The sequence below is a fragment of the Candidatus Deferrimicrobiaceae bacterium genome (assembly GCA_036504035.1).
GTDB lineage: Bacteria > Desulfobacterota > Deferrimicrobia > Deferrimicrobiales > Deferrimicrobiaceae > JANXPS01.
Genome location: DASXVV010000009.1, coordinates 656,170 through 670,374 on the forward strand (window position 1 = coordinate 656,170; position 14,205 = coordinate 670,374).

The 14,205-nt window shown below is 67.9% G+C and carries 14 protein-coding genes; 6 read left to right on the plus strand and 8 right to left on the minus strand.

From position 1 onward, the window contains the following. Positions 1-53: 53 nt before the first annotated feature. From VGK27_08710 to VGK27_08745, 8 genes are all read right to left on the minus strand, one after another. Positions 54-347 carry a hypothetical protein gene (locus tag VGK27_08710; protein HEY3490184.1) on the minus strand — a complete coding sequence of 98 codons (294 nt, stop codon included), beginning with the start codon at positions 345-347 and terminating at the stop codon, positions 54-56. Between the two features lie 226 nt (positions 348-573). Further along, a complete protein-coding gene (locus tag VGK27_08715; GenBank protein ID HEY3490185.1) occupies positions 574-1,104 on the minus strand; it encodes a hypothetical protein in 531 nt (176 codons plus the stop codon). 10 nt (positions 1,105-1,114) lie between these two features. Then, positions 1,115-1,507 (minus strand): hypothetical protein, encoded by a 393-nt coding sequence (locus VGK27_08720; GenBank protein ID HEY3490186.1) that lies wholly within the window; start codon positions 1,505-1,507, stop codon positions 1,115-1,117. Continuing rightward, the gene (locus tag VGK27_08725; protein ID HEY3490187.1) at positions 1,504-3,357 is read right to left on the minus strand and encodes an ankyrin repeat domain-containing protein; all 1,854 of its coding nucleotides are present in this window, start codon (positions 3,355-3,357) and stop codon (positions 1,504-1,506) included. Before VGK27_08725 ends, VGK27_08720 begins: the two co-directional genes overlap by 4 nt. 71 nt (positions 3,358-3,428) lie before the next feature. Further along, positions 3,429-4,622 carry a gephyrin-like molybdotransferase Glp gene (gene glp, locus VGK27_08730; GenBank protein HEY3490188.1) on the minus strand — a complete coding sequence of 398 codons (1,194 nt, stop codon included), beginning with the start codon at positions 4,620-4,622 and terminating at the stop codon, positions 3,429-3,431. Then, positions 4,609-5,325, minus strand: coding sequence for an ATP-binding cassette domain-containing protein (locus VGK27_08735; GenBank protein ID HEY3490189.1), 717 nt, complete (start codon positions 5,323-5,325; stop codon positions 4,609-4,611). Before VGK27_08735 ends, glp begins: the two co-directional genes overlap by 14 nt. Then, positions 5,322-6,017, minus strand: coding sequence for an ABC transporter permease (locus tag VGK27_08740; GenBank protein ID HEY3490190.1), 696 nt, complete (start codon positions 6,015-6,017; stop codon positions 5,322-5,324). The genes VGK27_08735 and VGK27_08740 overlap by 4 nt, the downstream gene beginning before the upstream one ends. Then, positions 6,018-6,833: a substrate-binding domain-containing protein gene (locus VGK27_08745; GenBank protein HEY3490191.1), complete on the minus strand. Its 816-nt coding sequence runs from the start codon at positions 6,831-6,833 to the stop codon at positions 6,018-6,020. A 140-nt stretch (positions 6,834-6,973) separates the two neighbouring features. Here VGK27_08745 and VGK27_08750 point away from each other — a divergent pair, with 140 nt between their 5' ends. From VGK27_08750 to fdhD, 6 genes are read left to right on the plus strand one after another with little or no spacing between them, the layout of a single operon-like run. Next, entirely contained in the window at positions 6,974-7,597 is a 624-nt protein-coding gene (locus VGK27_08750) for a hypothetical protein (GenBank protein HEY3490192.1), read from the plus strand. A gap of 21 nt (positions 7,598-7,618) precedes the next feature. After that, positions 7,619-10,240: a molybdopterin-dependent oxidoreductase gene (locus tag VGK27_08755; protein ID HEY3490193.1), complete on the plus strand. Its 2,622-nt coding sequence runs from the start codon at positions 7,619-7,621 to the stop codon at positions 10,238-10,240. Continuing rightward, the gene (locus tag VGK27_08760) at positions 10,241-11,062 is read left to right on the plus strand and encodes a 4Fe-4S dicluster domain-containing protein (protein ID HEY3490194.1); all 822 of its coding nucleotides are present in this window, start codon (positions 10,241-10,243) and stop codon (positions 11,060-11,062) included. It abuts the gene before it with no gap. Then, positions 11,059-11,961, plus strand: coding sequence for an NrfD/PsrC family molybdoenzyme membrane anchor subunit (gene nrfD, locus VGK27_08765; protein HEY3490195.1), 903 nt, complete (start codon positions 11,059-11,061; stop codon positions 11,959-11,961). The genes VGK27_08760 and nrfD overlap by 4 nt, the downstream gene beginning before the upstream one ends. A 4-nt stretch (positions 11,962-11,965) precedes the next feature. Further along, entirely contained in the window at positions 11,966-12,820 is an 855-nt protein-coding gene (locus VGK27_08770) for a formate dehydrogenase accessory protein FdhE (GenBank protein ID HEY3490196.1), read from the plus strand. Next, positions 12,817-14,178, plus strand: coding sequence for a formate dehydrogenase accessory sulfurtransferase FdhD (gene fdhD, locus VGK27_08775; protein HEY3490197.1), 1,362 nt, complete (start codon positions 12,817-12,819; stop codon positions 14,176-14,178). The genes VGK27_08770 and fdhD overlap by 4 nt, the downstream gene beginning before the upstream one ends. The last annotated feature ends 27 nt before the right edge of the window (positions 14,179-14,205 follow it).

Consider the following 14,205-nt stretch of genomic DNA (forward strand, 5'->3'; position numbering starts at 1 on the left):
AGCGGTCGGCGGGAAGATCTTCGACCGGTCGGTCGGGGCGATCCTCCTCGCCGTCAGGCCGGGGAATCCTCCTTCTTTTCCGTGAACTCGATCTCGACTCCGGTCGCCCCCATCGGGTGGCGGAGGGAGTAGATCCCGTACCCGGTGAGCATTAGGTTCACCACGCACCAGATGATCCCGAACATGATGATCGGCAAACGTCCATCTTCGGACTCGCCGATGACGCTCCCGAACAGAACGACGCCGAACGCGAGGAAGAGGAGGGGGACGACGATCAGCACGATTGCCCCCGCCTTCCCCGGTCGGACCTGCACCGTCACAGCCCGCACGTTCTCTTTGTTTCCCATCCCGTCATCCTCCTTCGTTGCCTCGATCGGGGGGCATCGTTCATTCCACCGTGAGGAAGAGCTCGTGCTGAAGCTTCGGCGCATCCTCGGTGAACCAGAGCGAGTAGATCCTGATCTTCGCAGTGCCGGGCTTGACGGCACGGACGATCAGCGCATCCCGCTCGTCGTTGAAGGCAACCGCCGCCGCGTCTCCGTCGATCTCGACCGGACAGGTGGAGCTCTTCGTTCATGCCAGCGCGTAGTAGACGAAATCGCCGGCGTGCGCGACCGTCTTCCCTTTCGGCTCGGCGAAGACGAGGAAGCGGATTCCCTTGAGCGCGAGCAGTCCTTCGGTCGTGAACCGCCCCGAAAGGACGACGGGCTTCCCCGGTTCCGGGGCGGGGAGACCGGTGACCCAGAGGGCGCCGGAGCCGTCGGCGACCACCCAGTCGGCATCCGTCCGCTTCACGCCGCGGAGCGTCACGCCATCGCCCGGCTTGTCCCCGGCAGGACGCGTGCCGACGACCAGGAACGGAGCGGTGTACGACTCCGGATGCTCCGCCTGCCAACCGAGCGGTTGCGGATACGCGGTGAACCCCGCCCCTTCGGCTCCCGCGAGTTCGGCGAGCCACTTCCCGGCGAGGATCTTCGGACCGGCGGCGGTCGACGGCGCACCGGCGAGGAGCACCGCGATCAGGACCAGGAACGACGCAGCCGTTCGAATCGGCGTTCGGCTGCAAGCGGGGCGTCGGGATGCGGGCCCCTTTCGGTAATCCATGAGAGTCTCCTTATTCGTGTTCGAGCCGGATCGTTCCGCCCTTGACCGACGGAGGGGCGTCCCGCAGGACATCGTAGCCGAAAAGACCGAAAGGACGGCGTTGCTCCTTGTACCCGTCGAGACGGAAGGCGTAGTGACCGGCATGGAGCGGGTCGCCGAGCGGGATCCGCCAGACGGTAACCTGCTCCGGGGCGACCCTGAATGTACCGTCGGCAGCGGACGCCCCCACGGGCACGGCATCGGAACGGTCGATCGCCCGCTGGATCTCGACCCCTGCAAGGGGGGTCCCGGTCCGCGCGTCCACGACCGTTCCCGCCATCGACGGGGCGACCCATTGGCGGGATGCGCACCCGGTCTCCGCCGAGACGAGGAATGCGAGCAGAAACCAGGCGATCCTTGTCATGGCCCCACCCCCTCCGGCGAAGCGCCACGCACGACGATCTCGAGCCCCTCGCGCTTCGGGAAGACCTTCATCGCGTATTGCCCGCGGATCCCGGGACGGTCGAAAGCACCCCGCTCGGAAGAAACGCGCAGCATCGCAAGGGTGTAGTTGACGACCAGCGTATTCCCCTGGACGACCGGCCCGTCGAACCCGATCCCGTACCACCACCCGGCGTCGTGGCCGAGGAAAGCGCACGCGACGAAGTACCGGCTGAAGTCCATCGACGGCGCCGCCTTTCCGAAGGCCTGTTTCCAGAGCGCAACCCACTCCGCGTCGGTCGTGACCGCCATCTGCCGGAGCGACGCGATCCCGGACGCGCTCCCCTCCCACTTCATCGACGCGAAATCGGGGCGGGCGCCGGCCTTCTCGAGGAGGGCCGCCATCGCCTTGTCCCCTTTCTCGTTCGCGTGGACCCAAGCCGATTTTCCGCCGGAATCCTTCGCGTTCGGGTCGGCCGCGCCGTCGAGAAGCGCCTTCGTCATGGCGGTCTCCCCCTTCTTGACCGCCGAGACGAGCGGGAGGTTCCCCTTCTCGTCGGCCCGGTTCGGGTCAGCCTTCTTCGACAGGAGGAGGCGGACCGCCTCGGGATTGTCCCAGGTGACGGCGCGGAGGAGCGGCGTCACTCCGAGCGCGTTGCGGGCGTTGACGTCGGCGCCCTTCCCGACCAGCAGGGAGGCAAGCTCCGTGCGGACCGCGGCCTCGCGTCCCGTCGAGGAGTAGTCGGTCAAGGCGGCCATCAGCGGCGTCTCGCCGTTCTCCCCGGCGACGTTCGGATCGGCCCCGTTTTTGAGGAGGAAGCGGACGGAATCGATGCGGGCGCACAGCGCCGCATGGACGATCGCAGTCCCGAACCGTTTCCCCTTCGCCAGGTCGGCGTCGTTCGTGCCGAGCACTTTCCCGACCAGCGGGAGGTCGCCACCGCAGACGGCGTTCGGGAACGCCTCGTCGAGATTGGCCGCATCGTATCGTTCGCGCGCGCCCGCCTTGGCGAGCCGGTCCATGATCGCCCGGTTCGCCTTTTCCAACCCGTAGACCCACGCCGTCTTTCCGTCCCGGTCCGCCGCGTCGACCTTCGCCCCGGCCTTGAGGAGCGCTTCGACCATCTCGTCATCCCCCTGGCCGGCGGCAAGGGAGAGCGGGGTCCGCCCGTTCGCGTCCCGTCGGTCCGGATCCGCCCCCCGGGACGCGAGGAGGACGACGCCGGCCGTGTTCCGGTTCCCGATCGCCAGCGTCAATGCGGTCTCCCCCCGGTCGCTCGCCGCATTCGGGTCGGCTCCGGCGTCGAGGAGCGCCCGCATCGCGATGGCGTACCCGCCGGCATTCCGTTTGTCGTTCTCGAATGCGGCCGACATCAGCGGGGTCCATCCCCCGTTGATCGCTTTCACGGATGCGCCCGCCTTGAGCAGGAGCTTCACGACCTCGCCGTGGCCGTTCGCCGCCGCAATCGAAAGCGGGGTCGTCGGCCCGAGGAGCCCGTTGCGGGTGACGTCCGTCTTCGCCCCCTTCGACAGGAGGAAGGCGACCGATTCGGCCTGTCCGGCCTCGGCCGCGCAGATCAGCGGCGGACGGTTCAGGCGGTCCTCCGGATCGGGCGCATCGAGCCCGGCTCCGTTCTGCAGGGCGATCCCGGCCAGGTTCGTCCAACCCTGCTCGAGATCGGCGCAGAGGCCCGAGATATTGCGCGGGGGCATCATTCGTTCGGCGACAGGTTCCATCGCCAGGACGGGGGCCGCAAGAAGGGAAATGAAAAGGCGTGAGCACCATCCGATCGTCCGGAGCATCGGGGGAGTTCCTTTACTTCGGCGGATCATCGGCCACCTCATCGGTTCCGGGCCTTGGGGAAAGTCGCCCGGAAAACAACCGAGATTATACAGGCCCCTGTTCAGGGATACAGGTCATGGACGAAGATCGTCTCGCCTGCCGCGAAGACGGTCCGGTCGGCGGGAAGCACGGCGATGCCGTCCGCCGACAGCAGCGTGCGCGAGATCGCCGTCTCCTGCGGCCCGGCGGAAGACGCCGTCAGCGACGCGCCCGCCCGGGCCAGCTTCACCCGCAGCAGGTGGACCTTGCCTGCCTTCTTGCGGAAGGGCTCCGCGAGGATGACCGGGACGCACGGTCGGACGACGCGGGCGTGCCCCATCATCCTGCGCAGCGCGGGGCGGACGAATTCCTCGAACGTGAGCAGCGAGGATACGGGGTTGCCCGGCAGCGAGAAGACCGGCTTTCCGTCCTTCATGCCGAAGGCGGTCGGCCCTCCCGGTCTAACGTCCACTTTCCAGAAGACGGCCGTGACGCCCAGCTCGGCCAGCGCTTCACGGACCAGGTCGCGGTCGCCCGCCGAGACGCCGCCGGAAGTCACCAGCGCGTCGCAGGAAAAGCCGGCCGACAGCTTCTCCCGCAGGCTCTCGCGCGTGTCCCGGGCGATCCCGAGCAGCACCGGCTCGGCCCCGGCGAGCCGCGCCGCCGCGGCCAGGGCGAGGCCGTTGCCGTTCACGATCCGGCCGTCCGGGACCGGCTCCCCGGGCTCGACGAGCTCGTCGCCCGTGGCGAGGATCGCCACGCGGACCTTGCGATGCACGGGAACCATCATGCGGCCGAACGAGGCGAGCATGCCGATTTCGGGCGGGCGCAGCCGCGTGCCGCGGGGGATCACGACCTCGCCCGCCTTCACGTCCTCTCCCCGGGAACGGACGTGGGCCCCGCGGGCGACGGCGCCCGCCACCCGGATGGCGCCGGGGGATTCCTCCGTTTCCTCGAAGGGGACGACGGCGTCGGCCCCTTCCGGGATCGCGCCGCCGGTCATGATCCGGACCGCGCACCCCCGGTCGACGCGGGCGCCGTCGACGACGCCCGCGGGGTGGTAACCGCAGATGACAAGGCGCGCGTCGCCGGTGCAATCCCCCGCCTGCACCGCAAAGCCGTCCATCGCGGAATTGTCGAAGCCCGGAAGGTCCCGGGACGCGATCACGTCCTCGAAAAGGATGCGCCCCGCCGCCTCGTCGAGCGGGATCGTGTCGACGCCGCCCGCCGACACGCGGTCGAGGATCATCGTCCGCGCTTCCTCAAATGCGGGCATGGCGGAGGACGCCTCCCTGCACTTTTTCCATCTCGGGCTTGAATCGACACGGCGCGGAGATCCGGCCCGCCTCGAGGCGGATCACCTCGGTCCCGAGCCGGTCCGGCAAGACGGTGTCGTGCGTCGACAGGATCACGGTGGTCCCAGCCCCGGGCAGCGCGGCGATGACGTCCCCGAGGATTGCCGCCGAATCCCGGTCGACCCCGGCGAGCGGCTCGTCCAGCAAAAGGACGCGCGGCCGGAGGGCCAGCGCCCGCGCCATGGCGACCCGCTGCGCCTCCCCGCCGGAAAGCGCGCTCGCATCCCGCCCTTCGAATCCCGAAAGCCCCACCGAATCCAGCGCCCCGCCGATCCGTTCGTGCCGCGCCTCTTTTTCCACGCCCCGGGCGGCGAGGCCGAACGCGAGATTGCTTTCGACGCTCCCCCGGAAAAGACACGGCGACTGGTGAAGCAGCGTGACCGCCCTGCGCAGGGGCGACAGCCCGCGGCGAGACCATCGGACCGTCTCGCCGGCGAAGGACAATTCTCCCGCGGTCGGCGGGACGAGGAAAGCCAGGAGGCGCAGCAGTGTGCTCTTCCCCGACCCGTTGGGGCCGCTGAGCGTGTAGAGGGCTCCTTCCCGGAGGGAAAGGTCCGCGATCTCCAGCCCCACCCTGTTTCCGTAAAGTTTCCGGATGCCGGTCAGGCGAAAGAGCTGCGTCATCGCGACCTCTGCTGCTGCAGGGAATTCAGGAAGATGTTGACGACCAGCACGATGGCGAGCAGGAGCGCGCCGATCGCCACGCCGAAGGCGAAATTTCCCTTGCCCGACTCGAGCGCGATCGCGGTCGTCATCGTCCGCGTGACCCCGCGGATGTTGCCGCCGAGCATCATTGCGACGCCGACCTCCGAGATCACGCGGCCGAATCCCGCGATCACCGCGGCCACGATGCCGTAACGAATTTCGGACGCCAGCTTGAATGTTCCGCGCAACGGTCCCGCGCCCAGCGTCGACGCGGTCTCGAGGATCGCCGGATCGGCTCCCGCGACCGCCGCCAGCGTATAGCTGGCCATGATGGGGACGGCGAGCAGCGCGTCGCCCAGGATGATCGCCTCCCGTGTGAAGAGGATCCCCCAGGCGCCCAGCGGGCCCTGGCGGCTCAGGAACCCGAAGAGGAGAAGCCCGACGAGCACCGTGGGGATGCCGAGCAGGCTGTTGAGCAGCATGACGGTCTGGCGCCGGAGCGGGAAATCGGCCACGCCGACGAACAGCCCGAGCGGGATGCCGGCCAGGGAGGCGATGACAACCGCCCAGACGGAGACGACGAGAGAGGTCCACGCCGCGTGGATGACGTCGGGATCGAGCCCGGCCAGGAGGACGAGCGCCTCGCGTAGCCCATCGCCGATGAAGCCCATTCACCGCCTCCCGGGCGCGACGGGGTAGAAGAGCGGCTCGCCATCGACGCGGTAGCTCGCGATGAGCGCACGTCCTTCCTCCCCCGTCACGAAATCGATGAACCGGCGGGCCAGCCCGGTGCGGACGTGGGGATGGCGCTGCGGGTTCACGACGATCACGCCGTACGGGTTGCGCAGCTTTTCGTCGCCCTGAGCCAGCACGACGAGGCCGGTCTTCCGGCGGAAGGCGATGAACGTGCCGCGATCGGTCAACGCATATCCGCCCTTCTCCGCCGCCATCATCAGAACCTCGCCCATCCCCCGGCCGGTCTCGACGTACCAGCGGCCCCCCGGCGACCGCTTCGCGGCCTCCCAGATCTCGCGCTCCTTCTCGTGCGTGCCGGAGCCGTCGGCGCGCGAGACGAATAGCGCTTCCTTCGCGGCGATCCGCCCGAACGCCTCGGGAACCGTCCTCGCGCCGGAGACCACGGCCGGATCCCCGGGCGGTCCGACGAGGACGAAATCGTTATACATGACGTCCTTCCGTCCGACCCCGAATCCCGCCGCGACGAAGGCGTCCTCGAGCTTCCGGGCGTGGACGAACACCAGGTCGACGTCGCCCGTCTCCCCAAGTTTCAGCGCCTTGCCGGTGCCGACCGCGATCACATCGACGCGGCAGCCGTTGGCGCGTTCGAACGGCGGCAGGAGGACGGCGAAAAGTCCCGAGTTTTCGGTGGATGTGGTCGTGGCCATCCGCAATCGTTCCACCCCCCACGCGGGGAGGGAAACCGGGAGCCCGGTCGCCAGCAGGAGAACCAGGAAAGTCGCAACGCGCATCGATTCCTCCGGCACGTCGGAAAAGGGGTCGAATCTCCCTTCCGAAAAGGATATCCTGATCCAGTACATTTTAATGCGTTTATTTCCCGAGGTGCCTCAAGAGAAAAAGCCGTCCCATCCCGCCGCAATGGAGGACTGCCATGGCCGAGACGTGGATCCCCCCGCTTTCACGCCGTACCCTCCTGAAAGGGGCAGCCGGCGCTGCGGCCGTCTCGGTCGCCGCCGAATTGGCCGCCTTAGGTCTCGACACCCGCGCCGCCGTTGCGAAAGCCTCCGAAATCCCCATCAAGAAAGGCCGCGAGTTTCCCGGGATCTGCCCCTACTGCGCGGTCGGCTGCGGCCAGATCGTCATGGTCGACCGCGACACGGGCAAGATCCTCGACATCCAGGGCCACCCCGATTCCCCCATCAACGAAGGCACCCTCTGCCCGAAGGGCGCCGCGACCTATCAGCTCGCCGTCAACCCGCAGCGCTGGACGAAGGTGAAATACCGCGCCCCCGGCTCCGACCACTGGGAAGAGAAGCCGCTCGACTGGGCGATGGAACGCATCGCGTCACTTGTCGCAAAGACGCGCGACTCGAACTTCAACGAGTTCCAGGATCTGCCTGACGGCAAGGGGGGGACCGTCCGCAAGAAGGTCATGAACACGTATGCCATCGCCTCGCTCGGCGGCGCCACCATGGACAACGAGTGGAACTACCTCCACCAGAAGCTCGCGCACGCCCTGGGGGTCGTGTACCTCGAGAACCAGGCGCGCATATGACACTCATCCACGGTCCCCGGTCTGGGGGTCTCGTTCGGTAGAGGCGGTTCCACGACGTTCCCGCGCGATCTCGTCCACTCCGACGCGGTCATGATCATGGGGTCCAACATGGCCGAATGCCACCCGGTGGCGTTTCGCTGGCCCCTCAAGGCGAAGACCGATCACGGCGCCGTGCTCATGCACGTCGACCCGCGCTTCACCCGCACCTCCGCGCTCTGCGACATCCACGCGCCGATCCGCGCCGGCTCGGATATCGTCTTCCTCGGCGCCATCATCAACCACGTCATCCATAGCGAGAAATGGAACCGCGACCCGTTCTTCAGGGAATACGTGGTCCGCTACACCAACGCGGCGACGCTGATCAACCCCGACTTCAAGGACACCGAGGATCTCGCGGGCGACTTCTCCGGCATGTCCGCGGACGGGAAGAAATACGACAACGCCACCTGGGCCTACCAGCGCGAGAAGTCCCCGTCATCCGCCGTCCGGGAGGCGAGGAGCTTCTCCGACCTGCTCCTCCAGCGCGTTCCCGGGCGCCCCAAAACCGATCCGACCCTGTCGGACCCGCAAACCGTGTTCCGGATCCTCGAGCGGCACTACGCCCGGTACACGCCCGAAATGGTCGAGAAGGTGTGCGGCTGCCCGAAGGAGAAATTCCTCGCCGTGGCCAAAACGCTCCTGGCCAACTCGGGGCGGGACCGGACGTCCAACATCACGTATGCGGTCGGCTGGACCCAGCACACCGTGGGCGTCCAGATCATCCGGACCGCCGCCATCCTTCAGTCACTCCTGGGCAACATCGGGCGCCCTGGAGGGGGGGTGCTGGCGCTGCGCGGCCATGCCACCATCCAGGGGTCGACCGACATCGCCACCCTGTATCATTCCCTCCCCGCCTACCTCAACATGCCCGACGCCCGCAAGAGCCACGATTCGCTCAAGGATTTCATCCTCACCGAAGCCGTTCCCCTGTCCACGAGCTACTGGGGGAACTATCCCAAGTTCGCCGTGTCCTATTTCAAGGCGCAGTTCGGCGACGCGGCGACGAAGGAAAATGACTACGGCTACGACTACCATCCCAAGATCACCGGGGATCACTCCCACCTGCCCATGTTCGTCGACATGGCGGCGGGGAAGATCAGGGGGTTCCTGGTGATGGGGCAAAATCCCGCGGTCGGGGGGCAGAACGCCCGCTTCCAGCGCAAGGCGCTCGCGAAGCTCGACTGGATGGTCGTGCGCGACCTCTACGAGACCGAGACGGCGGCGTTCTGGCGGAACTCGCCCGAGGTCAAGGCGGGCGAAGTCAAGCCGTCCGACATCAAGACCGAGGTATTCTTCCTGCCCGCGGCGGCGGTCGCCGAGATGGAGGGGACCTTCACCAATACCCAGCGCCTCGTCCAGCAGCACGACAAGGCGGTCGATCCGCCGGACGATGCGCGCAGCGACAGCTGGTTCACCTACCGCCTCGGCCGCATGCTCCAGGAACGCTACCGGTCGACGACGGGCGACCGGGACTGGGCGATCCGGAACCTGCTGTGGGATTACGACCCGCCCCCGAACGAGGTGGCGGCGTGGCGGATCAAGGACGAACCGTCGGCTTACAAGGTCATGAAGGAGATCAACGGCTACACCTGGAGCGACCGCAAGCCGCTTTCGACCTTCGCCGCCCTGAAGGAGGACGGCTCCACGGTCTGCGGCGCCTGGATCTACACGGGCATCATCCCCGAGGAGGGAAGGAACCGGGCGGCCTCCCGGAAGGGCGATGCGTGGATCTCGCCGGATTGGGGCTTCGCCTGGCCAGCCAATCGGCACATCATGTATAACCGCGCCTCAGCGGACGCGGCGGGGCGTCCCTGGTCCGAGCGGAAGAAGCTCGTCTTCTGGGACGCGGGCGCAGACAGCGGCACAAAGGACGCCGCCGGAAACCCGGTCCGCGGGAAGTGGGTCTCCCCTTCCGGCGAGGGCATCGACTTCATGCCCACGAAAGCGCCCGGATCGATCGGGAAGGACGCGGCGCTCGCCTTCGACCGGCTCGGGGGAGACGACGCCTTCATCATGCGACCCGACGGGAAGGCGTGGCTGTTCGCGCCGAGCGGCTTGGTCGACGGCCCGCTGCCGACCCACTATGAGCCGTACGAATCGCCCGTCAAGAACCCGATGTACGCCCGGCAGTCCAACCCCGTGGCGAAGGTGTGGAAGATCGAAGGCAACCCCTACCACAAGGTGGCCGATCCAGAGTTCCCCATCGTCGTGTCCACCTACCGGCTGACCGAGCACCACCTGACCGGGACCATGACCCGCTGGCTCCCCTGGCTCGCCGAGCTTATGCCCGAGCTCTTCTGCGAGATCTCCCCCGAGCTCGCCAGGGAAAAGGGCATCCGCAACGGAGAGTACATGACGATCCGCACCGCGCGGGCCGAGATCCAGGCGCGCGCCTTGGTCACCCGCCGGATGACGCCGTTCGTCATCGAAGGGAAAACCGTCCACGAGATCGGCCTCCCCTGGCACTGGGGATGGCAGGGCTCCGCGAACGGCGACGTCGTGAACAACCTGAGCGCCCTGGTGGCCGACCCCAACGTGTCGATCCACGAGGGGAAGGTCTTCACCTGCGACGTGCGGGCGGGGAAGAAGGGAGGGAAGGCGTAAATGCCCAAGGGAATGTTCGTCGACACCTCCATCTGCACCGGATGCAAGGCGTGCCAGGTGGCCTGCAAGGAATGGAACGGGCTGCCCCACGAGCCTTCGCATTTCATCCAGGACCCGATCGAGATGCGGCCCGTCGCCATCAACTTCACCGGCGACTCCTATGACAACACCGGCGCGCTGAGCGCCACCGACTGGCGACGCGTCCGGTTCATCGAGCAGTTCAGCGCCGACCGTTCCCGGGGACGCTGGCTGTTCTCCAGCGATTCGTGCAAGCACTGCAACGACGCGGGCTGCCTGAACGCCTGCCCGACGGGGGCGATCGAGCGGACCGACCTCGGGAACGTGTTCATCCGGCAGGACGTCTGCATCGGCTGCAAGTACTGCGTCCCCTCCTGCCCCTTCGGCGTGGTCTCGGTCAGCGAAGCGACGGGCACCGCCCGCAAGTGCACGCTGTGCAACGACCGGATCCACCACGGCATGGGTACCGCCTGCGCGAAAGCGTGCCCCACCGGGTCGATCGCCTTCGGCGAGATGTCCGACCTCCGGGTCCGGGCCGACAAGCGGCTGGCGCAGCTCGTCGCGCTGGGACGCACCGACGCCAACATCTACGGCTACAACGAGGCGGGCGGCCTGAACGTGTTCTACCTGTTCCTCGACCGACCCGCGGTCTACGGCCAGCCCGAGAAGATCGTGGTCCCGCAGAAGCGGCTGCCGGCCTCCTCCGCGGCGACCGTTGCCGGGGCACTCGTCCTGGGCGCGGTCGCGATCGCGGCGTTCCGCGAACGCGGCAAGGCCGAAGAAGAGGGGGAGGTGAAATCATGAACCCGGAAGTCCACATCCCCGGATGGGAATGGTATTACGTGGCGGCGTACTTCTTCATCGGCGGCGTCTCGGCCGGCGCCTATTTCATCGCCTCGCTCGCCGAGCTGTTCGGCGGCGAAAAGCAGCGCGCGGTCAGCCATGCGGGCTTCTACCTCGCCTTCCCGCTGATCCTTCTGACGCCGCCCCTCCTCATCGCCGACCTCGGCCGGCCGGAACGGTTCTGGCACCTGTTCCTTTATTCCGGGAACGGCCTGCCCATCTTCAATCTCCAGTCGCCGCTCTCGGTCGGCTCCTGGGCGCTCCTGCTCTTCGGCGTCATGGCGTTCCTCTCGTTCCTCGACAACCTCGTGGCGGAAAACCGGTTCCGGAGCGCCCCCTTCTCCCACGCCTACAATCGGATCCCCAGGAAAGCCTACGCCGTCGTGGGCGCGGCGGCGGGGTTCTTCGTGGCCGGATACACCGGCGTGCTGCTCAACGTCACCGCCCGGCCGTTCTGGGCCGCAACGTCTCCGATGATGGGGGCGCTCTTCATCGCGTCGGCCGCCTCGACGGGCGCCGCGGCCATCCACCTGTTCCTGCTCTTCCGGGAGAAAACGGCGTGCGGGCATCTCGTCGCATTCCACCGGTTCGACCGGCTCGCCAAGATCGTCGAGCTGCTCCTCGTTGCGAGCCTGATCGCGTTCGCCGGCAAATGGGCCGCACCGCTCCTGCGGGGCGGGTACGCAATCCTGTTCTGGGGGGGCGCGGTGCTGCTAGGTATCGTGGTTCCCCTCGCCGTGAACTGGCGCGTGGAACCGGTCGCCGCCGCCCCTTCCGCCCGGGCGAACTGGACCGCGGCGTTCGCCCTGTTCGGGGGCGCCCTGCTGCGGATCAGCCTGATCCAGGCCGGGCAGGTGTAGGGCGATGCCGCAAGCCGATCCGCTGATCGCCTGCCTGCGCGGCATCGCCCGGGAAACGCCCGAACTGGCTGAGGCGGCGGCGTTGTACGAGGAACTTCTTCCCCCGGCGGTCGGCGCCGACCTGGGAGTCGTCCCGATCGACCTCCCGATTCATGCCGTGCACGACCGGCTGGCCCAGGGAATCCCGCTTCTCCGGGGCGTCGATCTCCGCCTCGACAAACAGTCGGCGAATGCCCTCTTTTCCCGGTTGGCAGCCGGCTTAGCGGATCGTGGGGTCGCCGGCGCCTCCCCGATCCGGGAGGCGGCCGGAAGCGCGCGAATCGATCCCGCCCGGTTTCTCCGCGACGTGCTCGCGGGCGACCGATCTCCCGTCGATGCGGTCGCCGGCCGGTTGGCGCTGAAGGCCGACCTCCTCTGTTTACTTCTGTCGACCGCGTTCCGGCCGGCCTTCCACGCCTGGTCTCTCGAGCTTTCGGCCGTGGTTCCCGACCCGGTCCCCTGGGAGAGGCTGACCTGCTTCGTCTGCGGAGCAGCGGCCACGCTTGGGGAGCTGCAGGGGCGCGGACAGGCGAAGCACCTGCGATGCGGCCGGTGCGGCGCCGGCTGGCCGGTTCCCCGCATCCGGTGCGTCGCCTGCGCGAACGACGATCCTGCCACCCTGGGCTGCCTGTATCCCGAAGGACGCGATCCCTCGGCACGGGTCGACGTATGTGACAGATGCCACGCCTACGTCAAGGTGGTCGTGGCGTTCGATGCCAGCCCGTTCGAGCTGCTCCCCGCGGCGGATCTCGCCACCTTCCCCCTCGACTGCATCGCCCGGGAGCGGGGCTACCACCCCGCCGCGGATCTCCGGCCATGACGGTCGTCACCTTCGACGGGCACGGTTGGGCGACCGGCGACCATCGCCCGGTGGGGGAGTTCCCCATCTCCCTGACCGTAAACGGCGTGGCGCTCGCCACGTTGATCGGATCGCCGCACGACCCGGTTTTCCTCGTGGCCGGTTTCCTTCGGACCCAGGGGCTGGTGGCAACTGCCGATGACCTGCTTTCGCTGGCCGTCTGCCCCGATTCCGGAAGCGCGAACGTCCATATCCGGGGAGAAGTATCGGGAGGATTCCGGACCGTCCTGACTTCGGGATGCGGGGGCGGCATCTCGTTCCACCTCGGGTTACCCGACCGTCACGGGGAGCATCGTTCCCCCGCGAATGTCTCCTTCTCGCCGGAGCAGCTGTTCGCCCTGATGGATGGGCTCGCCCAGAGGGCGGAGCGGTACAGCCGGCACGGAGGAATCCATTCGGCCGCCGTGGGAGACGGTCGTGCGATCCTCCTGTTCGCCGAAGACCTGGGACGCCACAACACGATCGACCGGATCGCGGGCGAGGCGCTCCTGACCGGGACCGACCTGTCGGGCAAGATGCTCGTGACGTCGGGGCGCGTCTCCTCCGAGATGGCAGGGAAGGCGGCCATGCTTGGGATATCCCTGATCGCCTCCCGAACCTCCCCTACCGACATGGCGGTCCGGATGTGCGAAGAGCTGGGCATCACGCTGGCGGGGTACGTCCGGGGCGGACGGTTCAACGTCTACGCCCACCCGGAACGGATCACCCTCCACGAGAACGGGCGGAAGATCCCCGGCGTGACGGCCGTCATCCTCGCGGGCGGGGCCTCCCGGCGGATGGGATCGGACAAGGCGCTCCTCCCCTGGCAGGGCGGGCGTCTCATCGAGGCGGTCCATCGGGGGCTTGCGAATCTCTTCGAGGAAGTCATCGTGGCCGGCGGCGACCGGGAGCGGTTCGCCTTCCTCCCCTGCGCCCACGTGCCCGACCTGCGGCCCGGGCTGGGCCCCCTCTCCGGGATCCATGCCGCGCTTTCCCAGAGCCGTCACCCAAGGATTTTCGTCGTCGGATGCGACATGCCCACGATTCGCGAGACGCTGGTCCGCCGCCTCGCCTCCGTCGCGTGTGAAGCCGACGCCGTCGTGCCCGAGAGCGATCGGGGGCTGGAGCCGCTGCACGCCCTCTACGGGAAAGGAGCCCTCGCCGAGCTCGAATCGTTTCTGGGCCGGGGCGACGGAAGGATCGTCTCGTTCCTCGACCGCGTGAAGGTCTATTGCGTCGCCCGGGACGAGGTCGCCCGCCTCGATCCCGCGTTCCGTTCCTTCCGCAACGTCAATACCCCGGAGGAGTACGCCCGTCTCGCCGAAGAAGAGAAGGGCTGACCGATCCGGCCATCGAGACGGAATCAC

Excerpts from the sequence above, each read along its gene's own strand:
- VGK27_08710 (HEY3490184.1), bottom strand. The coding sequence starts at position 347 with ATGGGAAACAAAGAGAACGTGCGGGCTGTGACGGTGCAGGTCCGACCG.
- VGK27_08715 (HEY3490185.1), bottom strand. The coding sequence starts at position 1,104 with ATGGATTACCGAAAGGGGCCCGCATCCCGACGCCCCGCTTGCAGCCGA.
- VGK27_08720 (HEY3490186.1), bottom strand. The coding sequence starts at position 1,507 with ATGACAAGGATCGCCTGGTTTCTGCTCGCATTCCTCGTCTCGGCGGAG.
- VGK27_08725 (HEY3490187.1), bottom strand. The coding sequence starts at position 3,357 with ATGATCCGCCGAAGTAAAGGAACTCCCCCGATGCTCCGGACGATCGGA.
- glp (HEY3490188.1), bottom strand. The coding sequence starts at position 4,622 with ATGCCCGCATTTGAGGAAGCGCGGACGATGATCCTCGACCGCGTGTCG.
- VGK27_08735 (HEY3490189.1), bottom strand. The coding sequence starts at position 5,325 with ATGACGCAGCTCTTTCGCCTGACCGGCATCCGGAAACTTTACGGAAAC.
- VGK27_08740 (HEY3490190.1), bottom strand. The coding sequence starts at position 6,017 with ATGGGCTTCATCGGCGATGGGCTACGCGAGGCGCTCGTCCTCCTGGCC.
- VGK27_08745 (HEY3490191.1), bottom strand. The coding sequence starts at position 6,833 with ATGCGCGTTGCGACTTTCCTGGTTCTCCTGCTGGCGACCGGGCTCCCG.
- VGK27_08750 (HEY3490192.1), top strand. The coding sequence starts at position 6,974 with ATGGCCGAGACGTGGATCCCCCCGCTTTCACGCCGTACCCTCCTGAAA.
- VGK27_08760 (HEY3490194.1), top strand. The coding sequence starts at position 10,241 with ATGCCCAAGGGAATGTTCGTCGACACCTCCATCTGCACCGGATGCAAG.
- nrfD (HEY3490195.1), top strand. The coding sequence starts at position 11,059 with ATGAACCCGGAAGTCCACATCCCCGGATGGGAATGGTATTACGTGGCG.
- VGK27_08770 (HEY3490196.1), top strand. The coding sequence starts at position 11,966 with ATGCCGCAAGCCGATCCGCTGATCGCCTGCCTGCGCGGCATCGCCCGG.
- fdhD (HEY3490197.1), top strand. The coding sequence starts at position 12,817 with ATGACGGTCGTCACCTTCGACGGGCACGGTTGGGCGACCGGCGACCAT.